At 73.8% G+C, this 19,688-nt stretch carries 17 protein-coding genes and 1 riboswitch; of the genes, 11 read left to right on the top strand and 6 right to left on the bottom strand.

What is annotated here, in order from left to right; all coding sequences use genetic code 11:
- Positions 1-238: 238 nt before the first annotated feature.
- Positions 239-1,006 carry an endonuclease domain-containing protein gene (locus GGG17_RS05480; protein WP_195849122.1) on the top strand — a complete coding sequence of 256 codons (768 nt, stop codon included), beginning with the start codon at positions 239-241 and terminating at the stop codon, positions 1,004-1,006.
- 92 nt (positions 1,007-1,098) lie between these two features.
- On the opposite strand, the gene GGG17_RS05475 is transcribed toward GGG17_RS05480, so the two are convergent.
- The 4 genes from GGG17_RS05475 to GGG17_RS05460 are packed head-to-tail and all read right to left on the bottom strand — an operon-like array spanning position 1,099 to position 4,545.
- A complete protein-coding gene (locus tag GGG17_RS05475; protein WP_154592754.1) occupies positions 1,099-1,707 on the bottom strand; it encodes a response regulator transcription factor in 609 nt (202 codons plus the stop codon).
- Complete coding sequence (locus tag GGG17_RS16325) at positions 1,704-2,795, bottom strand: sensor histidine kinase (RefSeq protein WP_288799538.1); 1,092 nt, start codon at positions 2,793-2,795, stop codon at positions 1,704-1,706. The genes GGG17_RS05475 and GGG17_RS16325 overlap by 4 nt, the downstream gene beginning before the upstream one ends.
- On the bottom strand, positions 2,792-3,547 hold the full coding sequence (locus tag GGG17_RS05465) for an ABC transporter permease (protein WP_154592752.1): 756 nt from the start codon (positions 3,545-3,547) through the stop codon (positions 2,792-2,794). Before GGG17_RS05465 ends, GGG17_RS16325 begins: the two co-directional genes overlap by 4 nt.
- A complete protein-coding gene (locus GGG17_RS05460) occupies positions 3,544-4,545 on the bottom strand; it encodes an ABC transporter ATP-binding protein (protein ID WP_154592751.1) in 1,002 nt (333 codons plus the stop codon). Before GGG17_RS05460 ends, GGG17_RS05465 begins: the two co-directional genes overlap by 4 nt.
- 83 nt (positions 4,546-4,628) lie before the next feature.
- Between GGG17_RS05460 and GGG17_RS05455 the strand changes: the two genes are divergently transcribed.
- Genes GGG17_RS05455 through hutI form a run of 3 tightly spaced genes read left to right on the top strand, consistent with a single transcriptional unit; the run spans position 4,629 to position 8,563 of the window.
- Entirely contained in the window at positions 4,629-5,903 is a 1,275-nt protein-coding gene (locus tag GGG17_RS05455) for an allantoate amidohydrolase (protein WP_154592750.1), read from the top strand.
- Between the two features lie 60 nt (positions 5,904-5,963).
- Entirely contained in the window at positions 5,964-7,313 is a 1,350-nt protein-coding gene (locus tag GGG17_RS16320; RefSeq protein ID WP_230082707.1) for a formimidoylglutamate deiminase, read from the top strand.
- Positions 7,310-8,563 carry an imidazolonepropionase gene (hutI, locus tag GGG17_RS16315; RefSeq protein WP_311966446.1) on the top strand — a complete coding sequence of 418 codons (1,254 nt, stop codon included), beginning with the start codon at positions 7,310-7,312 and terminating at the stop codon, positions 8,561-8,563. The genes GGG17_RS16320 and hutI overlap by 4 nt, the downstream gene beginning before the upstream one ends.
- Before the next feature lie 152 nt (positions 8,564-8,715).
- Here the strand turns inward: hutI and GGG17_RS05445 are convergent, their stop codons facing one another.
- A complete protein-coding gene (locus tag GGG17_RS05445; protein WP_154592749.1) occupies positions 8,716-9,609 on the bottom strand; it encodes a putative endonuclease domain-containing protein in 894 nt (297 codons plus the stop codon).
- Positions 9,610-9,829: 220 nt separating this feature from the next.
- Here GGG17_RS05445 and GGG17_RS05440 point away from each other — a divergent pair, with 220 nt between their 5' ends.
- The 5 genes from GGG17_RS05440 to GGG17_RS05420 all read left to right on the top strand — a co-directional run bounded on the left by GGG17_RS05440 (position 9,830) and on the right by GGG17_RS05420 (position 15,822).
- A complete protein-coding gene (locus GGG17_RS05440) occupies positions 9,830-11,119 on the top strand; it encodes a sensor histidine kinase (RefSeq protein ID WP_311966445.1) in 1,290 nt (429 codons plus the stop codon).
- Positions 11,116-11,790 carry a response regulator gene (locus GGG17_RS05435; protein ID WP_311966444.1) on the top strand — a complete coding sequence of 225 codons (675 nt, stop codon included), beginning with the start codon at positions 11,116-11,118 and terminating at the stop codon, positions 11,788-11,790. Before GGG17_RS05440 ends, GGG17_RS05435 begins: the two co-directional genes overlap by 4 nt.
- 132 nt (positions 11,791-11,922) lie before the next feature.
- The gene (locus tag GGG17_RS05430; protein WP_154592748.1) at positions 11,923-12,675 is read left to right on the top strand and encodes an ABC transporter ATP-binding protein; all 753 of its coding nucleotides are present in this window, start codon (positions 11,923-11,925) and stop codon (positions 12,673-12,675) included.
- Positions 12,672-15,260, top strand: coding sequence for an FtsX-like permease family protein (locus tag GGG17_RS05425; RefSeq protein ID WP_154592747.1), 2,589 nt, complete (start codon positions 12,672-12,674; stop codon positions 15,258-15,260). Before GGG17_RS05430 ends, GGG17_RS05425 begins: the two co-directional genes overlap by 4 nt.
- A 49-nt stretch (positions 15,261-15,309) precedes the next feature.
- Positions 15,310-15,822 carry a hypothetical protein gene (locus tag GGG17_RS05420; protein ID WP_154592746.1) on the top strand — a complete coding sequence of 171 codons (513 nt, stop codon included), beginning with the start codon at positions 15,310-15,312 and terminating at the stop codon, positions 15,820-15,822.
- A gap of 158 nt (positions 15,823-15,980) precedes the next feature.
- Here GGG17_RS05420 and GGG17_RS05415 read toward each other — a convergent pair whose 3' ends face one another.
- On the bottom strand, positions 15,981-16,295 hold the full coding sequence (locus GGG17_RS05415; RefSeq protein WP_154592745.1) for a DUF4235 domain-containing protein: 315 nt from the start codon (positions 16,293-16,295) through the stop codon (positions 15,981-15,983).
- A gap of 38 nt (positions 16,296-16,333) precedes the next feature.
- A riboswitch (TPP riboswitch) is annotated at positions 16,334-16,439 on the top strand.
- A 47-nt stretch (positions 16,440-16,486) separates the two neighbouring features.
- Between GGG17_RS05415 and GGG17_RS05410 the strand changes: the two genes are divergently transcribed.
- Both GGG17_RS05410 and GGG17_RS05405 read left to right on the top strand, forming a co-directional pair.
- Positions 16,487-17,152 (top strand): ECF transporter S component, encoded by a 666-nt coding sequence (locus tag GGG17_RS05410; RefSeq protein ID WP_230082706.1) that lies wholly within the window; start codon positions 16,487-16,489, stop codon positions 17,150-17,152.
- Positions 17,133-19,373, top strand: coding sequence for an ATP-binding cassette domain-containing protein (locus tag GGG17_RS05405; RefSeq protein ID WP_154592744.1), 2,241 nt, complete (start codon positions 17,133-17,135; stop codon positions 19,371-19,373). The genes GGG17_RS05410 and GGG17_RS05405 overlap by 20 nt, the downstream gene beginning before the upstream one ends.
- Positions 19,374-19,688 lie beyond the last annotated feature (315 nt).

Genomic DNA, 19,688 nt, shown 5'->3' with positions numbered 1-19,688 from the left:
TCCGCCGGTTGTCCACAGGAGTGTGTGATGATCAGGGCCTGACGCACGCTCCTGTGGATGCTCGAGAGATACTCCGGGCTGACGGCGGCAAGCTCGCCCTATGGCTATCAAGAGGCCGCTTCCGCCAGAGCTCATGCGTACGCCCTGGTTCACCAGTCGTCGAGCGCGAGAGCTGGGGGTCTCGCGCCGGACCATCGAGGCGATGCCCCACCCACACCGCGGAGTCGTCGGCCATCGCATGCCCGAGAACGTCAGAGAGGACGTCGCTGCGATCTCGTTGGTCCTGCCGCCAGGCTCGGCCGCCGCAGGCTCGCTCGCCGCGTGGTTGCACGGACTGGCGCTTCCCTGGTCGTGGAGGCCGGGCGAGCTGCTCGACATCGGCAGGTGGGGTGGCCAACCCTGTCGCCTTGCCACGGTGCGCCCTCACTACCTGGGGGCGGACGTCACCACTGTGCGCCTCCCAGGGGTGTCCATACCCGTCGTTGCGCGCCCATTCGTCTTTCGTCAGCTGGCGCCGGTGCTGAGCCGTCGCGACCTCGTCGTCCTCGGCGACACCATCGTGGGGTGGCGCTCCGGCGTCGATGTGACGGACGTGGCCGCGACCCTGACATCGGCCAGCCCGGGCGTGGTTGCGGCGCGGGCAGCCTTGAGGGATGTCCGCCCGGGGGTCAACTCGGCGATGGAGTCCAGGCTCCGGCAGGACTTCGTGCGTGAGGGGTTCCCCGAGCCGGAGCTCAACGCCGCCATCCATGACGAGCGTGGTGGCCTGATCGGATACGTCGACTTCCTCTGGCGGAGCCGCCGTCTGGTGGTCGAGTACAACGGCGCGCACCACTTCGCGACGCCCCAGCAGCGGGTCGAGGACGAGGCGAGGCGCAATCGCCTGGAGCGGCTCGGTTACCGGGTGATCGTGGTCAACCGGATCGACTACTTCCAGCACCATGCGGACACCCTGGCGGGCATCCGGAGGGCGCTCGCCGAGCAGGGAGAGCGCCTCCTCGTGTGACCAATGTGCGTCGGGGCAGCAGGTTTGCCACGTTCCGGGGGTGTGGGTGTGGCAAGGACGCGTGCAGACAGCAGTTTGGTCACGCAGGGGGGTCAGAGCCAGCCGCGGGACTGGGCCTCGCGCGCCGCCTCCACGGCCGTCGACGTGCCGGTCTTGGCGATCGCGGACGACAGGTGGTTGCGGATCGTCCCCGGCGAGAGGAACAGCCGCGCCGCGATGTCCGGAGCGCGGTGGCCCTCCATCGCGAGCAGCAGGGTCTCGCGCTCGCGGGCCGTGAGGGGGGAGGCGCCGCCATAGAGCGACTCGGTCGCCAGGGCAGGGTCGACCACCCGCAGCCCGGCGTGCACGCGCCGCACGGCCTCGGCCAGCTCGCTCGCCGGCGCGTCCTTGACCACGAAGCCGCTGGCCCCCGCCTCGAGCGCGCGCCGCACGTAGCCAGGCCGTCCGAAGGTCGTCACGATGAGCGAGCGCACGCCGGGGGCCTCGCGGGCCAGCAGCCTCGCCACCTCCAGGCCGTCGAGGCCGGGCATCTCGATGTCGAGCAGGCACACGTCGGGGGAGCTCGCGCGGACCGCGTCGAGCACCTCGTCCCCGCGACCGACCTGCGCCACGACCTGGAGGTCGGTCTCCAGGTCCAGCAGGGCCGCGAGGGCGCCGCGCACCATGGCCTGGTCGTCGGCGAGCAGCAGTTGGATGGTCATAGCCGCACCTGCAGCCGGGCGCCCCGCCCGTCGGTCCCGGGGCCGATCGTCAGCGATCCGCCGGCGCCGGCGACGCGCTCGCGCAGGCCGCGGATGCCGTTGCCCTCCTTGCCGCCTCGCAGTCCGCGCCCGTCGTCCTCGACGACCAGGCCTGCGGGCGAGAGCCGTATGACGCACTGCCCGGCCCCGGAGTGCCGCACGACATTGGTGACGGCCTCGCGCAGCACCCAGGCGAGGACCGTGCGGTGACGCGGGTCGACCACGGTGAGGTCGTCCGGCAGGTCGGCGGCGATGCCGGCACCGGTGAGCGCCATCCGGGCGCCCTCGACCTCGTCGCCCAGCGCCGCGACCCGCAGCCCCCCCACGGTCTCGCGGATCTCGGCGAGCGCGGTGCGGGTCAGCGAGCGGATCTCGATCAGCTCGGCGCGGGCCCGCTCGACGTCGACGTCCAGCAGCCGCTCGGCGAGCTCGGTCTTGACGGCGACCACGGTCAGGGAGTGCCCCAGGACGTCGTGCACGTCGCGGGCGACCCGCTCGCGCTCGGAGGCGATGCGCAAGGCGTCCTTGGTGCGGGTGTAATCAAACTCCTTGTTGTTGGCGACCCGGGTCACCGCCGTGGAGATGAAGACGATCACCAGGATGATCGTGAGGAACCCGAAGCTGCCGAACACCCCGGCCCACCAAGGGAGCCCGACGGCGAGGGCGAGCAGCACCGCGGAGATGCCGAAGGCGTGACGCATCGGGAACGTGAACATCGCGAAGCTCAGCAGGAAGGGCGCCATCCCGACGGCCTCGACGCCCAGCACCGGCACCGTGACGAGGCAGAGAGCGATCAGCAGGGCGTACCAGCGCACGGCGGCGGGGTTGACGCGCCGGCCCTCGCCGAAGGCCCAGAGCCGGTTCATCGCCCAGACGTACACGAACGCGAAGCTCGCGATCGCGGCCAGCGCGACGACCTTGAGCCAGGTCGGGGCCGACTCCCGCAGGACCTCGATCACCGGGAAGCCGAGGAAGGCGAGCCAGACGGCGGCCATCACCCACCCGTAGCGGCTCCACGGGTCCTGCAGGGTCGAGTGGGCTCCGCTCACTGCCGTCCCCGGCTGCGGCGCACCAGCCAGGTCGCCAGCATCGCAAGGATCAACAGCCATGCGGCGACGTTAGCAAGCGGCACCCACAGGGGTTCCTCGATCAGGCCGTCGGGGGTCATGATGCGGCCTTCGGTCAGGGGATAGCGCACCAGCTGGATCAGGCCGTAGAGGGGGGTGAACTTGGCGATGGTCAGCAGCGTCCCGGACAGCGGCATGAAGATGTTGCCGAGGAAGGCGAGGATCACGAGGGAGCCACCGGCGGCGCCACCTGCGGACTCGCTGCGCATCCACAGGCCGAAGACCATGCCGTAGATCGCGAAGGCGGCGGCCCCGACCACGGTGATGATCGGGGCGAGCACCCAGACCTGCCAGTCGGCCCGGGCCCCGGTGAGCCAGCCGATCAGATAGATCAGGACGAGCGGCTGCAGGCAGATCGTGATGGCGGTGGCGGTCTTGACCCCGACATAGGTCCCGTCGCGCATCGGGGTGAGGCCGAGCTGCCGCCCCCAGCCGAAGGCTCGCTCGATGGCCGCGTAGCCGCCGATGCCGGTGGTGGCGGTCACCGCGCCGTACGCCGCCATGGACACCATGAGATAGGCCGCGACGTTGCCGTTGCCGGCCGTCTCGTCCTTGTACTCCGCGGCGGCGCCGAAGATGAGGTACATGAACAGGGGGATCCCGACGGTGAAGATCAGGCCCACCCAGTCACGAAAGATGCGGGCGATCTCGAGGCGGTAGTAGGTGGTGTTCATCGCGCGGTCTCCGTCGTCGCGGCGGCCTGCTCGGCCTGCTCGGTGATCTCGAGGAAGGTCTGGTCGAGGGAGCCGCGCGAGATCTCCAGCTCGCAGGCCCCCAGGTCGGTCATCAGGGTGCGGGCGACCGTGTCGGAGTCGGTGCAGCGCACCAGGACCCGTATGCCGCCCGCCGGCGTCCCCGTGTGGTCGACGTCGTCGACGCCCGCCACCCGCTGCAGCACGTCCGTCACGCGGGCGAGCTCGCCCGCCCCGATCTGCGCGCTGACGAGCCGCCCGGTCGCCTGGGCCCGCAGCTCGGCGGTGGTGCCGTCGGCGACGACCCGCCCGCCGGCGACCAGGACGATGCGTCGGGCGAAGTCCTCGGCCTCCTCCAGGTAGTGCGTGGCGAACACGACGGTCCGGCCGGCATCCGCGTCGGCGTGCATGGTGGCCCAGAAGTCACGCCGGGCGGTGACGTCCATCCCGGACGTGGGCTCGTCGAGGACCAGCAGGTCGGGCGAGGGCAGCAGCGCCAGCGCGAAGCGCAGCCGTTGCTGCTCGCCGCCGGAGCACTTGGAGACCCGGCGTCCGCCCAGCCCGGTGAGGCCCGCCCGCGCCAGCACGTCGTCGACGTCCTCGTGCCGGGGGAATAAGGCGGCCACCAGCCGCACCGTCTCGCGGACGGTGAGGTCGGGCAGAAGCCCGCCGCTCTGCAGCACCGCCGACACGCGCCCGGCGGCGACCGCGCGACGGGGCTCCTCGCCATACGTGCGGGCCGTCCCGCTGGTCGGCGAGGTGAGCCCGAGGATCATGTCCAAGGTCGTGGTCTTGCCGGCGCCGTTGGGCCCGAGGAAGGCCACCACCTCGCCCGGCTCGATCGTCAGGTCGAGGCCGTCGACCGCGGTCACGGTGCGGGCCTCGCGCGAGCCCTGCCGGCCCCTGGTCCCCTTGCCCGTGCCCCTGAAGGTCTTGCGCAGGTCCCGCAGCTCCACCGCGGGTGCCGTCGTCGTCGTCATGGCACCAGCCTGCTGACCTGCGCCGACGCCGGCGTGCGGGACCTGTCACGAGTCCCGGGTGACAGGTGTCATAGGTTGGCCGTATGTCGACGCCGACCGCCTCCCAGACCGCCGCCCACGGCCCCGCCCACGCGGAGCTGGACCGCCTCTGGGCCGAGCTCGCGCCGGTGGGGCGCGACGGCGTGACGGGCGGCTACCGCAGGTTCGCGTGGACGCGGGAGGACGCGACGCTGCGGGAGTGGTTCGCGGGGGAGTGCGCGCGGCGGGGGCTCGAGGTCGTCGAGGACCGCGCCGGCAACCAGTGGGCGTGGTGGGGCGACGTCGACGCGGCCCGGGCCCGCGGCGTGCAGGGGGTCGCGATCGGCTCCCACCTCGACTCGGTGCCGGACGGCGGCGCGTACGACGGCCCCCTCGGCGTGGTCACCGCGCTCGCGACCGTCGACGCGCTGCGGGCGGCGGGGCACGAGCCGACCGTGCCGATCGGGGTCGTGAACTTCGTGGACGAGGAGGGCGCGCGCTTCGGGGTGGCGTGCATCGGCTCGCGCGTCATGACGGGGGCCATGGCGCCGGAGCGGGCGCTCGGCCTGCGCGACCACGACGGCGTGACCCTGGCCGAGGCGCTGCGGGCGGCTGGCCGCGACCCCGACGCGATCGGGAGGGACGACGAGGCCCTGGCTCGCGTCGGCACCTTCGTCGAGCTGCACGTCGAGCAGGGGCGTGGCCTCGCCGACCTGGACCGCCCCGTCGCCGTCGGCACCGCCATCTGGCCCCACGGCCGCTGGCGGCTCGACCTCGTCGGGCAGGCCAACCACGCCGGCACCACCCGGCTCGAGGACCGAGACGACCCGATGCTGCGCCTCGCGTCGGCGATCCTCACCGCCCGCACCGCCGCCACCGCGCACGGCTGCGTCGCCACGATCGGCAAGACCCGGGTCGTCCCGGGGGGCGTCAACGCCATCCCGTCCGCCGTCACCGCGTGGCTGGACGCGCGGGGCCCGGTGGAGGCGGACGTGCGGGAGGTCGTCGAGGCGGTGGCCCGCGACAGCGGCACACGGCCTGCGGCGGAGCCGCTCTGCGAGTCGTGGACCCCGGAGACGACCTTCGACGCGGACCTGGCCGCCCGGCTGTCCGCGCTGCTCGACGACGCGCCCCTGCTCGGCACCGGGGCGGGCCACGACGCGGGCATCCTGGCCAACGCCGGCATCCCGACCGCGATGCTCTACGTCCGCAACCCGACCGGCGTGTCGCACGCCCCTGACGAGCACGCCGACGTGGCTGACTGCCACGCCGGGCTCGACGCGCTGGCCACCGTGGTCGCCGACCTGGGGCGACGGACCGCGGGGCCGGCCGGGGGATAGGGTGGGGGACGTCGCCGACGCCGAGGCCGACGACTGGGTCGATGCGAGGGGGCCACGGGCATGACCACCTTCTGGTCGGAGCACGCGCTGCTGCCGTCCGGGATCACCAGCGGCGTGCGCACCACGGTGACCGACGACCGGATCACCGCCATCGACGTCCGCACCCACCCGCGGCCGCACGACACCAAGCTCCACGGGGTGACCCTCCCCGGGATGGCCAACGTCCACAGCCACGCCTTCCACCGCGGCCTGCGGGGGCGCACGCACGCGAACGGCGGCGACTTCTGGTCCTGGCGCGAGCGCATGTACTCCCTGATGAGCCACCTGCAGCCGGACACCTACCTCGACCTCGCGCGCGCGACCTTCGCGGAGATGGTGCTCGCCGGGTTCACCTGCGTCGGCGAGTTCCACTACGTCCACCACCAGGTGGACGGCACCCCCTATCCCGACCCCAACGCCATGGGGCACGCCCTGCAGCAGGCCGCCGCGGAGGCCGGGATCCGCCTCACCCTGCTCGACACCTGCTACCTCACGGGCGGGCTCGACGGGTCGGGCTACCTGCCGCTCGACCCCTACCAGCGGCGGTTCGGCGACGGGACCGCCGAGGGCTGGGCCGCCCGCGTGAGCCAGCTGCGCGAAGGCCCGATGTCGCGCGTCGGCGCCGCGATCCACTCCGTGCGGGCCGTGCCCCGCGACCAGCTCGGCGTCGTGGCCGAGGCCGCGCGCTCCGGGCTCGGGGTGCACCCGTCGCCGGTGCCACTGCACGTTCACCTGTCCGAGCAGCTCGCCGAGAACGCCGCCACCCTCGCCCGCTACGGCCGCACCCCGACCCAGCTGCTCCACGAGCAGGGCGTGCTCGGGCCCACCACCACGGCCGTCCACGCCACCCACCTGACCGACGAGGACGTGCGGCTGCTCGGCGAGAGCGGGACCGGCGCGTGCTTCTGCCCCCTCACGGAGCGCGACCTCGCCGACGGCATCGGGCGGGCCCGCGACCTGCACCGCGCCGGCGCCCGGCTGTCGATCGGCACCGACCAGCACGTGTCCATCGACCCCTGGGGCGAGCTGCGCTCCCTCGAGATGCACGAACGCCTCGTGACCAACGAGCGGGGACGCTTCGACCCCGCCGAGCTCGTCGACGTCGGCACCCGGCAGGGCTACGTCTCGCTCGGCTGGGACGACGGCGGTCGCCTCGAGGTCGGGTCGCTGGCCGACCTGTGCAACGTCCGCCTCGACAGCGTCCGCACCGTCGGCGCCAAGCCCGCCCAGGTGGTCTTCGCCGCCACCGCGGGCGACGTCGACACCGTCGTCGTGGGCGGCAAGCCCGTCGTCGAGGGTGGCCGCCACCGCATCGGCTCGGTCGCCCTCATGCTCCGCACCGCCCTCGACGCCCTCCTGGAGGAGCCGTGACCTCCGTCCTCGTCACCGACATCGGCCAGCTCGTCACCTGCTCGCCCGAGCTCGGGGACGGATCACCCCTCGGAGTCCTGCAGGACGCCGCCGTCGTGCTCGAGCAGGTCCCTGCGGCGGGCGCGTCGGCATACCGGATGATCGAGGGCGAGCCGGTGCCCGACCGCGGCCACGTCGCCTGGGTGGGATGCGCGGCGGACGCGCCCGCCGCCGACGAGGCGATCTCCGTCGAGGGGCGTTGCGTCGTGCCGGGATTCGTCGACTCGCACGCGCACCTGATCTTTGCCGGCGACCGCGGCGAGGAGTTCGCGGCGCGGATGACCGGGCAGCCCTACGACGGTGGCGGGATCGCCGTGTCCGTGGCCGCCACACGCGCCGCGTCCGACGAGGAGCTGCTCGACCTGCTGATCGATCGGGTCCTCGAGATGCGCGCGCAGGGCACGACCACCGTCGAGGTCAAGTCGGGCTACGGCCTGACCGTGGAGGACGAGGCGCGGGCGCTGCGGCTCGCGTGCGAGGCGGGCATCGAGGAGACGACCTTCCTCGGGGCGCACGTCGTGCCCCCCGAGCTTCGTTCCCGCCGAGCGGAGTACGTCTCCCTGGTGACCGGACCGATGCTGTCGGCGTGCGCGCCCTATGCGGTGTGGGGCGACGTGTTCTGCGAGCCGGCGTCGGCGCACGCCTTCGACGGGGACGAGGCGCGCGCGGTGCTGCTGGCCTGCCGCGAGGCCGGGCTCGAGCTGCGGGTCCACGGCAACCAGCTCGGGCACGGGCCGGGCGTGCAGCTGGCGTGCGAGCTCGAGGCGGCGTCGGTCGACCACTGCACCTACCTGTCGGCGGCGGACGTGGACGCGCTGGTCGGGGCGGCCGGGACGACGACCGCGACCCTCCTGCCCGGCGTCGAGTTCTCCACCCGGTCGCCCTATCCCGATGCCCGCGCCCTGATCGACGCCGGCGTCTCGGTGGCGCTCGCGACCGACTGCAACCCCGGCACCTGCTACTCCTCGTCGATCCCCTTCGTGGTGGCCCTGGCCGTCCGCGAGATGGGTATGACGCCCGCCGAGGCCCTCCTCGCGGTGACCCTCGGCGGGGCTCGCGCGCTGCGGCGGACGGACGTCGGCCACCTGGCGGTGGGGGCACGCGCGGACCTGACGGTGCTCGACGCCCCGTCGTACGTGCACCTGAGCTATCGCGCGGGCGTCCCGATCGCCACAGCCCTCGACCTGACCCCACCCTCCCCGCCCGCCTGACCTGGCTCCGCCCCGCCCCCAGCTCACTCGACCCCATCCCCAGCCACTCGACCCCACCCCCAGCCGTGAGTGGGCGGATCTGGTCGTCCGCGCGGCCCGAGGGGAGCCATGTTCGCCCTCTCATCGTGGCGCTCGGGGCGGCCGCGACCAGGTCACGGGCGCCAGCCCGCGGCGCGGAGGCCACGACTCGCGATACCGATCACCTCAGGGCGATCGCCTCGGAGGTGCTTGTTGGAGACCCGGTCGTATCCGAATCCTGACGCACGGATCAGGCGTTCCCGGTCGAGGTCGCGGTCGAGCTGCTCGCCGCGCTCGCGGTGGTGCCGGCCGTCGTAGTCGAGGGCGTAGTTCCACCGGCGCCAGTACATGTCCACGTTCGCGACCCACCCGGACTCGCTGACCAGGTTGACGTTGAGCTCTGGCTCCGGCAGTCCCGCACCCACCAGCACCAGACGCGTCCGCGTCTCCGCAGGGGAGGCGCTCCCGGCGCGAATCTCCTTGAGCGCCGCAACTGCCCGAGCAGCTCCTCGGTCCCCGGGCCGGAGCGCGGCCGAGAGCTCGTCGATGCTGCGGGTGCTGCGGGGTCCGAGCAGCCAATCCCCCGCGATGATGAGGTCGTCCAGAGGGAGCTCGGTGGCGAGATCCCGCCAGGTGTCGACCGCGTCGGTCACGGGCAGGCCGTTGACCAGAGTGGTCGCGCGCCGCTCAAGGCCCCGTCTGCCCTCGACTCGCTTTCGCCGAACCCGCCCCGACATCGTCCTCGTCATGACGTGGAGCACATCGTCCGGCGCCCAGTCCGCGACGCCGGGCATGCGATGGATCTGTGCTGCCGTGGTTCCGCAGAGTGCCACCGGATGTTGCGTCAGCGTAGCCAACAGCTGGACCGCCGCCTCCTCCACGCAGGTGGGCTCGTCACGAGCTCGCGAGCCGTGGTGGGGGTTGTGGAGCTCGGGGTTGCGCAGCTGGCCTCGCGTCGCGCCGCGCGCCATCGCGTCGATCACACGGAAGGTGGCTGGGAGGCCCTCGGGCAGGTCGCGGCGTCGCATGCAAACCACTCTAAATACATGCAAAGGCACATATCGGGCTTTATCCACAGGATTAGCGACTCAGAGTCAGCATCCCGTGAGTGGGCGAGCAGGGCTGTCCGTGGTCGGGGTGGGGACCAGGTGTGCCCTCTTGTGGGGGTGGGTCGGGAGGGGGAGGGTGGGGCGGAGGATCAGACCGAGGTATGACGACGCGGCCCGCCCTCTCGCCTAGCGTGGGTGCGTGCGCCGGCTGACCTCCCTCCACCGCTGGCTCGGCGAGCACGTCATGCTGGTCGACGCCTGCTGGGCGGGGTTCGTGACCCTGCTGTGCCTCGTGGTGTCCGCGGGCGTCCTCAGCGAGCTCACCGTCGGGTGGGTGGGCTGGCTCGCGTGGACCCTCCTCGGCACCAGCCTGCCCCTCGTGTGGCGCCGCACCAGGCCCGACCCGGCCATGGCGGCGGTCGCCCTCGGCTGCGTGTTCCAGCTCGTGATCGCTGACAACGTCGTGCCCCAGAACCTCGCGGCGCTCATGATGCTCTACGCGGTCGCGGCCCACGGGCACCCGCGGTGGCGCTACTGGTGGCTCGCGGCCGCGCTGGTCGGCGGGGTGGTGGGAGCCTGGGACTGGACCTACAACTGGGTCCGGCCTGCCGGCGCGCAGCGCGTGGAGTACGCCGTCATCAGCTGGGTGTTCGTCGCCGCCATGAGCGTCGCGTGCTTCGTGCCCGGGGCCCTGGCGAGGCAGCGGCGCGACCTGGTGCAGAGCCTGCGCGACCGGGCGGACTCCCTGGAGCGCGAACGCGACTCGATGGCGCGCCTCGCCGCGCAGGAGGAGCGGGCCCGGATCGCGCGCGAGATGCATGACGTCGTCGCGCACTCGCTCAGCGTGATCGTGGTCCAGGCGGACGGAGCGTCGTATGCCGTGGAGCACGGTGACGTCGACGCCTCGCGCATGGTCGCCGCCCGGACGCTCGCCACGATCGGCGACACCGCCCGGGGCGCGCTCGGCGAGACCCGGCGCCTCGTGGGGGTGCTGCGCGAGGAGGGGGAGGCGGCGGCCTACACCCCGCAGGCCACGCTCGAGCAGGTAGAGGAGCTGGTGGCGCACGTCAACGACGCGGGCTTGCCGGCGACCCTGACGCAGGTCGGCGACGAGCGGGTGCACGAGGCGCTCGGGCCGGCGCAGCAGATGGCGGCCTACCGCGTGGTGCAGGAGGCGCTGACCAACGCCCTCAAGCACGCGGGACCGGCGGCGACCGTGCGGGTCGAGCTCGCTCACCACCCGGACCGGGTCGAGCTGGCCGTGCGCGACACGGGTCGGGGTCCAGGTGGCGGGTCGGACGGGCGCGGCCACGGGCTGATCGGGATGCGCGAGCGGATGGCCTCGATCGGCGGGACCTTCACGGCCCGGGAGCGGGTCGGGGGTGGCTTCGAGGTGCTTGCTAGCCTGCCGACGCGGGACCCGGAGGCGCCGACGGCGCCCACCGTGCCGGTCCCGGTCACGACGGGACGACCACGGGAGCGCGAGTGAGCGACGAGCAGATCAGGCTGCTGCTGGCAGACGACCAGGAGCTGGTGCGGATGGGCTTCCGGATGGTTCTGGACGCCCAGCCCGACATGCAGGTCGTGGGTGAGGTGGGCGACGGCGCGGCGGCGGTCGAGCTGGCCGCGCAGGCCGACGTGGTGCTCATGGACATCCGGATGCCACGTATGGACGGCGTCGAGGCGACTCGACGGATCGTGGCCTCGGGCGCCGCGGCCAAGGTCCTCGTGCTCACGACCTTCGACCTCGACGAGTACGTCCACACCGCGCTCAAGGCCGGTGCCGGCGGCTTCCTCCTCAAGGACGCGGGCCCGGCGGAGCTGCTGGCCGCCATACGCGCTGTGCACCAAGGAGACTCGGTCGTCGCCCCGAGCGCGACCCGGCGCCTGCTCGAGAGGTTCCTGCCCGGGCTGCCCGACGAGCACGAGCCCCTGCGGAGCGCCGAGGAGCAGCTCGCCCCGCTGACCGAGCGGGAGCGCGAGGTGCTGCTCGCGGTGGGGCGGGGGCGCTCCAACCAGGAGATCGCGGCGGAGCTCTACGTGGCCGAGGCCACCGTCAAGACCCACGTCGGGCGGATCCTCGCCAAGCTCCACCTGCGAGACCGGGTGCAGATGGTCGTCCTCGCCTACGACACAGGGCTCGTGCGACCGCAGTCGTAGGCCCGCTGCGCCCGTGGTCCTCGGGTCGCCCCCGGGGTCGAGACCGCAGGTCGATCCGGGCGACACCGGCCGCTCCCTAGCGTCGACATCGACCGCGCACCAGCGATGTCCGACGACCAGACGGAGCGACCGATGCCCACCAGCAACCCGACCACCGTGACCCGCGCGGCCGTGCGCGCGCGTGACCTCACCAAGACCTATGGGAGCGGCGACACCCGCGTCGTCGCCCTGGACCACGTGGACGTGGAGCTCGCCGAGGGGGAGCTCACCGCGATCATGGGCCCGTCGGGGTCCGGCAAGTCGACGCTGATGCACTGCGCGGCGGGCCTCGACGACGTAACGAGCGGGCAGGTCTGGGTCGGCGACACCGACCTCACCACGCTGGACGACACGCGGCTGACGCTGCTGCGGCGCGAGCAGGTGGGGTTCGTCTTCCAGGCCTTCAACCTGCTCCCGACGCTGACCGCCGAGGCCAACATCACCCTGCCCCTGCGCCTCGCGGGCCGCACCCCCGACCGCGAATGGTTCGAGCATGTGGTGCGGGTGCTGGGCCTGACAGATCGTCTGGGGCACAAGCCGACCGAGCTCTCCGGCGGGCAGCAGCAGCGCGTGGCGGTGGCCCGCGCCCTCGTCATGCGGCCGCGCGTGATCTTTGCCGACGAGCCGACGGGCGCCCTCGACAGCGTGACCGGGCACGAGCTGCTGGACTTCCTGCGGCGCTGCGTGCGTGAGCTGGGCCAGACGGTCGTGATGGTGACCCACGACCCCGGGGCCGCGACGTATGCCGACCGCGTGCTGCTCCTCGCGGACGGTCGCATGGCGGGGGAGCTGCGGCACCCCACCGCCGACGACGTGCTGGCCGCCCTGCGCGGGCTGGGGGCGTGATCGCCGTGCGCACCTCGATCTCCCTGGCGGCCAGCATGGTCCACGGTCAGGCCCGGCGCTTCGTCAGCGTCCTGGTCGCCATCACGATGGGCATCGCCTTCGTCGCGGCCACGTTCATGGTGGGCGACACCTTCCGCGAGTCCCTGGCGCGCGACGCCGCCGGCTCGGTGGGCCGCGCGAGCGTGGTCGTCACCACGCCGGACGGGTCCTCGGGCGTGGGGGGCGCGCCTCGCGGCGGCCCGACCGTCGTACCCCCCGGGCTCGCCGCGCAGGTGACGCGCGCCCACCCGGGTGCCTCCGTGCGCACGGTGGCCGGCGGGGCCGTCCAGCAGGACCTCGGGGGTCGCGAGGCCCCTCTCGTGCTGCGGTCCGTGCCGCAGCTGTCCGGGACGACGACGCTCACGGCCGGTCGCCTGCCCGCCCGCCGCGGGGAGATCGCCGTCGTGGACTGGGTCGCCTCGGCGCGCAAGCTCGCCGTCGGCAGCACGACCCGCCTGCTGCAGCGCGGCACCGGCACCGAGCAGCGGCCGCAGGAGGCCCGTCCGACCGAGGCCACGGTCGTCGGCATCGTCAAGGCCGGGCGTGATGTGGTCCCGCTGCAGGGGACGCCCGCGGCCTTCGCCCTGGACGAGGACATCTGGGCGTGGACGGGCAGCAGGGGCTACGAGGAGCTCGACCTCACCCCGGCCCCGGGCGGGTCGGCCATGGACGACGAGCAGCTGCGCGCCTCCGTCGCCGGGCTCCCGGCGGCCACGGGCCTGACGGTCCGCACCGGCGAGCAGGAGAAGGACCACCGGGTGAGCGTGATGGTGCAGGGGGTCACGCAACTCACCTCGATGCTGCTCGTCTTCGCGCTCGTCGCCGTCTTCGTCTCGGCGCTGGTCATCGCCAACACCTTTGCGATCCTCGTCGCCCAGCGCACCCGCCAGCTCGCGCTCCTGCGCTGCATCGGCGCCGAACGCCGGCAGGTGCGGGGATCCGTGGTGGCGGAGGCGCTGCTCGTCGGCGCGCTCGGGTCGGTGGCCGGGCTCGCGCTCGGCGCGGGGCTCGCCGCCACGCTCGTCCAGCTCTCGCACGGCACCGACCTGGACCTCGGCAGCCTCGTCGTCACCCCGCTCGCCGTCGTGGCCCCGCTCCTGACCGGCATCGTCGTGACCCTCCTGGCGAGCCTCGCCCCAGCCCGCGCCGCGACCCGGGTCAGGCCCCTCGCGGCGCTGCGCCCCGAGACCGCGGCCCGGGTGCGCCATGTCCGCGCCCTGCGGGTCGCGGTGGGGTCGGTCCTCGCGGCCGGCGGCGGTGCGCTACTCGGGCACGGCGCCCTGCAGCACCAGCTGGCGACGGGCATCCCGGGCGGGCTGCTGTCCTTCCTCGGCGTGCTGATGGTGGCCCCCGTGGTCGTGCCCGGCCTGGCCCGCGTGGCCGGTGCGCTCCCCGCCCGCCTCGGTGGGGCGCCCGGCGAGCTCGCCGTCGACAACGCCGGACGCAACCCCGCCCGGGCCGCCGCCACCGCGAGCGCCCTGCTCGTCGGCGTCACGCTGATCACGATGATGAGCGTCGGCTCGGCGACCGGGGTCCGCTCGGCCACCGACGCCCTCGACAAGCAGACGCCCGTCGACGCCCTCGTCCAGGCACCCCAGGCGCCCCGAGGTATCGAGGCGCACGACCTCGACACCCTGCGGCGCAGCAGCGTCGTCGAGGCGGCCACCCTCGTGCTCGACGCCCCCGCCACCCTGACGCACGGCGGGCGTCCGGTGGGCGTCGCCGCAGGCGGAGGGTCCGGTGGAGGGTCGGGTGGCGGTCAGGCCACCGTCACCGGCGCCGACGACGCGGCGGTGCAGGTCTCCCGTCGGCCGCAGCTCTTCGCCGGGCTGGACGACCACACCGTGCTCCTCCCGGCGAGCTCGGGCCTGCGCACCGGCGACACCGTCACCCTCGCCCACGGCGCCGCGCGCCTGGACCTGCGCGCCGACGTCAGCGCGGACCACCCCGACGCCCCGGTCGTCACGGCGGCCTCCGTGCGGCGCCTCGACCCGCAGGCCAAGGGGTCCGCCTGGATCAGGTTCGCCGAGGTCAAGGACGCGGCCACCGCGACCGAGCAGCTGGCCCAGGACGCCACCACGATCCGCGGGGCCCAGGTCCAGCGAGTCGCCACCCAGCGCGCCGAGATGGAGCGGATCATGGACGTCGTCCTGCTCGTCGTCACCGGTCTGCTCGGCATCGCCGTGCTCATCGCCCTGGTCGGCATCGGCAACACGCTCGGGCTCTCGGTCCTCGAGCGCACCCAGGAGTCCGGCCTGCTGCGCGCCCTCGGCCTCACCCGCCGCCAGCTGCGGAGCATGCTCTGCCTCGAGGCGCTGACCCTGGCGGGCGTCGGGACGCTCGTAGGGCTCGCGCTGGGGGTGGCCTACGGGCTCGGCGGGGCCTACGCGACCTTTGGCAGCGAGATGACCATCACGCCCGAGATCCCCTGGGCTCGACTGGGTCTCGTCGCCGCCGTGGCGCTCGCCGCGGGCTGGCTGGCGTCCGTCATACCGGCTCGGCGGGCAGCCCGGGTGAGCCCGGCCGCGGCCCTGGCCACCGACTGACACGCGGCTCCCAGGGCGCGGGCCTACGCTGGCAGGGAGGAGGCACGAGATGGGTCGGGTCGAGCGTGAGGTCTATGCCGCGGCCACGTCACCGCGCCACGTGCGCGCGCTGACCGTCGGCGGGGGCACGCTGCTCGCCGCCCTGCCGCTGCCCGCGTCCCTGCGCGCCGGTCTCGGCCTCGCCGGCTACCTCGCCGGGCTCGCCCTCCCGGCCGACCGGCAGGCCGCTGCCGAGCCGGACCACCTGCGGCACCTGCGTCGTCAGGTCGATCGGCTGGGTGACTGGCTCGACGACCGCCGCGGCGCCCTCGGGTGGGACGTGGAGACCTGGCTCGACCGCGTGCTCGTCCGGGCCGGCGGTGTGCTGGCCGACCCGGCGCTGGTCGCCGAGCCGGAGCGGCTGGCGAGCCTGTCCCGGCTCCTGCTGGTCACGCTGCCCGAGGTGCTGCGCGAGGGCGAGGACACGGCGTTCGAGCCGGACCCGTCGCGGCGTCGCCTGCGGCTGGCCCTGCGCCTGGACCACCTGGACCGAGAGCTGACGGCCCTGCGCTCCGCGGCCTGACCGCGCCGCTTCCCGGCACTGGTCCCCCTCCCCGGCAGTCGTGCCCCGGCGGTCGTGCCCCCGGTGGTCGCGCCCCCGGCACTCCCGACCCCGAGCAGCAGCACGTCGCCCCGACCGATGGACCGGTCGGGGCGACGCGCAGGAACGGGCGGGGTGATTCAGGCCTTGCTGGTCCGGGCGTCGATCTGCGCCTGCAGGTCGACGTCACCGATGTCGTCGCTCTGACGCTTGACGGCCGCGACGAAGCCCTTGGCGGCCTGACGCTGCGCCACCAGGCGCGCGATGCCGATCACGAGACCGGAGAACGCCGCGAAGGCCAGCGCTTCCTTCCAGTCCACGTCGGGGTTGGTGGGGTCGGAGGGGGCCTCCTTGCCCGTGGCCTTCTGCCAGCCCGAGTTGACGATCTTGTTGGCCACCATGCCGGCCAGCATGGCGGCGCCGGTGCCGATGAGCTTCCACACGTTAGGTCCCATGCGTTGAGTCTCACACGATCTTCGCGGTAGCGTCACGTTTCACACGACAGGGGAGCGCAGATCGCGCTGAGAGTGCGGGCGACCGCAGACCCTCCGCACCTGATCCGGTTAGCACCGGCGCTAGGGAGTCGGATTCTCGAGGCGACCCGAGGGGTCACCTTCCCTCTTGGTGACCGACCAGGAGATCTCGTATGCCGAACACCACCGGCTCCGCCGCCACCGCGCGGCCGGGCCAGCACGCACGACCGTCCGCGCTCGCCACGGGGGCCCTCATGTCATGGCGAGGCATCGACCTCGTCCTCGGCGCCGTCCTCGCCGTCGCGCTGGGCGTCGCCTTCTGGGGGTGGGACAGCACCCTCTACCACGTCGTCGAGGCGGCCGCCGTCGGCTATGCCCCGATCGGCTCGCTCGCGCTCGGCGTGTGGGTGCTCCCCGCCGTGGCCGGCGCGCTGCTGATCCGGCGTCCCGGCGCGGCCCTCTACGTCGAGCTGATCGCCGCGAGCGTGGAGACGCTGCTCGGCAGCAAGTGGGGCTGGCTCGTGATGCTGTCCGGGGTGCTGCAGGCGCTCGGGGTGGAGCTGGCGATGTGGGTGTGGCGCTGGCGTCGCTTCGACCTGGCCGCCGCGATGCTGGGCGGCGTGCTCGGCGCCGTGCTGGAGATCTGCGTCTACGAGTGGTGGCAGTACGTCCCGCAGCTCGCCTGGGTCCACAAGCTCGTCTACCTCGCCTTCGGCATGGTCTCGTGCGCGCTGATCGCCGGGCTCGGGGGCGCCGCGCTGGTGCGCGCGCTGGCCCGGGCCGGCGTGGTCGACGCCTTCCCGGCGGGCCGCGAGGCGCGTGAGTCCCACGTCCGCTGACGTCGACCTCGACGCCGGTCCCGGCTTCGACGAGGGCCCGAGGGGGGCTCTCGTCGAGGCCGAGGACCTCACCTGGCTGCCGTACGGCGCCGCCCGCCCGGTCCTGGACGGGGTGTCGCTGCGCGTGGCGCCGGGGGAGCGGGTGCTGCTCGCGGGGGCGAGCGGGTCCGGCAAGTCGACCCTGCTGCGGGCGCTGGCCGGCGTGCTCGCCGAGACCGGCGGGGGTGACCAGACCGGGCAGGTGCACGTGTCGGGGCAGGTGGGCCTGCTGCTGCAGGACCCCGAGGACGCCGTGGTCGCCCGGACCGTCGGGCGCGACGTGGCCTTCGGTCCCGAGAACTCCGGCGTGCCGCGCGGGCCGCTCTGGGAGCGGGTGCGCGCGGCGCTCGCGTCGGTGCGCTTCCCCCACGACACCACCCGCGAGACGCGGGCCCTGTCCGGCGGCGAGACCCAACGCCTCGCGCTCGCCGGGGTGCTCGCCCTCGACCCCGGCCTCGTCCTGCTCGACGAGCCGTGCTCGATGCTCGACCCCGCGGCTGCGCAGGCAGTCCGGTCGGCGGTGGCCGCGGCCGTCGCCGAGGTGGGGGCCACCCTCGTGGCCGTCGAGCACGAGCTCGCGCACTGGGTGGACGTCTGCGACCGGCTGGTGGTGCTCGGCGACGGGGGCCGCGTGGTGGCGGACGGACCCCTGGCCCCGACGCTGGCGGCCGAGGGGGAGCGGCTCGCCGGGCTGGGCCTGTGGGTGCCCGGCGCGCCGACCCCGTCTCCGGTCGAGATGCCGTCCGGGCTGGTCGCCCCGGTCCGACGCGGTGGCGTGACGGCCGCGGTGGACGAGGTCGTGCGCCAGGTGCAGCCCGGGCTCGCGTCCTGGCAGGCGGTGCACCCGCCGCAGCTCGTGCTGCAGGACGTCTCGCTGGAGGCCTCGCCGGGGGAGGCGGTGGCCGTGACGGGTCGCTCGGGGGCCGGCAAGTCCACGCTCGTGGCGTGCGCCGCCGGGCTGCTCGAGCCGACGTCCGGGACGGTGCGGCTGGGGGCCGACGACCGCGAGGCGCCGCACCGCTGGCACGCGGTGGAGCTGGCCGAGGCGGTCGGCTGGGTGCCGCAACGACCCGAGCTGCCCATCACGGCGCGCACGGTGCTCGACGAGGTGCTGCTGACGGGGCGGGCCCTCGGTCAGGACGAGGAGTCCCTTGGTGAGCGGGCCGCCGCCCTGCTCGAGGCGTTGGGCCTCGGCGATCGCCACGACGCCGACCCCCACACGCTCTCGGGGGGCGAGCAGCGCCGCCTGTCGCTCGCCTCCGCCCTCGCGCACGGACCCTCCGTGCTGCTGCTCGACGAACCCACCGTCGGCCAGGACCGCCGCACGTGGGCCGCCGTCACCGGGGTCATCGAGGCGGCCCGCGCCGCGGGGACGACCGTGGTGGTGTCCACGCACGACCGGCGCCTGGCGTCCCGCTGCACCCGCGAGCTGGTGCTCGACCGGCCCCCGGCCGCCGCCGTGCCGGTGCGCCGCCGTGCGTCGGGGCTGGCGGCATACGCCTCGGCCCTGCCCCTGATGCTGGTGAGCCTGGTCGCCATGGTGGTCGGGCTGGTCGTGCCCACGGTGGCGGCGGGCCTCGGTCTGCTCGGGGTGGAGCTGGCGCTGCTGCTCGTGCTCTGCGGGGTGCGCTGGCCGCAGCCGGTGCTGCGGCTCACCCCGCTCGCGATCGGCGCAGCCTCGCTCTGGTGGTCCAACTGGTGGTGGGCCGAGGCGCGGGACCCGGTCGCGGCGGTGCTGCCCGCACTGCGCATGACCACGGCGGCGCTGCCCGGAGTGGTGCTGGCCGGCTACCTGGAGCCGTTCTCGCTGGGGGACCAGCTCGGCCAGCGGCTGCGGCTGCCCGCCCGTCCCGTGGTGGCGGCGGTCGTGGCGCTGCAGAGGTTCGACCAGCTGCGCTCGACGTATGCCGACCTGCGCGCCGTCCGCCGTGCGCGAGGGCTGCTGAGGCGGGGCATCACGGACGCGGTGGTGCTGACCTTCGCCCTCCTGGTGCAAGCGCTGCGGCAGGCCGGACGGCTCGCGGTGGCGATGGAGGCGCGGGGCTACTCGTCACCGGTGGTGCGGGCCGGGTGCCGCACCTGGGCGCAGCCCGCTCGCTGGGGTCACGCCGACCCCTGGGTAGTGCTGTGCGCCCTGACCCTTGCCGTGGCGGGAGTCACCGGTCATCTGGTCGGCCGCTGAACGCTCTGGGCGACCTCTGGACGACCTCTGAACGACTGCTGACGGCCTGGGCCGGACTGGTCACTCTCCGTCGCGTCCGGGTCCAGGGGCAAAAGGCGCGAATATACCCATGCGTAACGGGGCGGTATGTCTGGTTCCTGACGATGTGGGGTCCTTGCACCCTTCGAAAGGGCTAATCACGATGGGTGATCTTTGCGATCCGTGAGTGACATCAACCACGGCTATGCGTATATTTCTCGCTGCCGGCATGTGCTCACAGTCACAAGTCGTCACTCCGTGTGCAGGCCAGCGCATCGGGAGGTACGAGGCACGACA

The organism is Arsenicicoccus cauae, from assembly GCF_009707125.1.
In the GTDB taxonomy this organism is placed as follows: domain Bacteria; phylum Actinomycetota; class Actinomycetes; order Actinomycetales; family Dermatophilaceae; genus Arsenicicoccus; species Arsenicicoccus cauae.
This window is presented reverse-complemented; position numbering and strand designations above follow the sequence as displayed.

Coding starts and splice junctions, on each gene's coding strand:
- GGG17_RS05465 (WP_154592752.1), bottom strand. CDS start 3,547: ATGAACACCACCTACTACCGCCTCGAGATCGCCCGCATCTTTCGTGAC.
- GGG17_RS16320 (WP_230082707.1), top strand. CDS start 5,964: ATGACCACCTTCTGGTCGGAGCACGCGCTGCTGCCGTCCGGGATCACC.
- GGG17_RS05410 (WP_230082706.1), top strand. CDS start 16,487: ATGCCGAACACCACCGGCTCCGCCGCCACCGCGCGGCCGGGCCAGCAC.
- GGG17_RS05475 (WP_154592754.1), bottom strand. CDS start 1,707: ATGACCATCCAACTGCTGCTCGCCGACGACCAGGCCATGGTGCGCGGC.
- GGG17_RS05455 (WP_154592750.1), top strand. CDS start 4,629: ATGTCGACGCCGACCGCCTCCCAGACCGCCGCCCACGGCCCCGCCCAC.
- GGG17_RS05420 (WP_154592746.1), top strand. CDS start 15,310: ATGGGTCGGGTCGAGCGTGAGGTCTATGCCGCGGCCACGTCACCGCGC.
- GGG17_RS05480 (WP_195849122.1), top strand. CDS start 239: ATGCCCGAGAACGTCAGAGAGGACGTCGCTGCGATCTCGTTGGTCCTG.
- GGG17_RS05415 (WP_154592745.1), bottom strand. CDS start 16,295: ATGGGACCTAACGTGTGGAAGCTCATCGGCACCGGCGCCGCCATGCTG.
- GGG17_RS05430 (WP_154592748.1), top strand. CDS start 11,923: ATGCCCACCAGCAACCCGACCACCGTGACCCGCGCGGCCGTGCGCGCG.
- GGG17_RS05460 (WP_154592751.1), bottom strand. CDS start 4,545: ATGACGACGACGACGGCACCCGCGGTGGAGCTGCGGGACCTGCGCAAG.
- GGG17_RS05445 (WP_154592749.1), bottom strand. CDS start 9,609: ATGCGACGCCGCGACCTGCCCGAGGGCCTCCCAGCCACCTTCCGTGTG.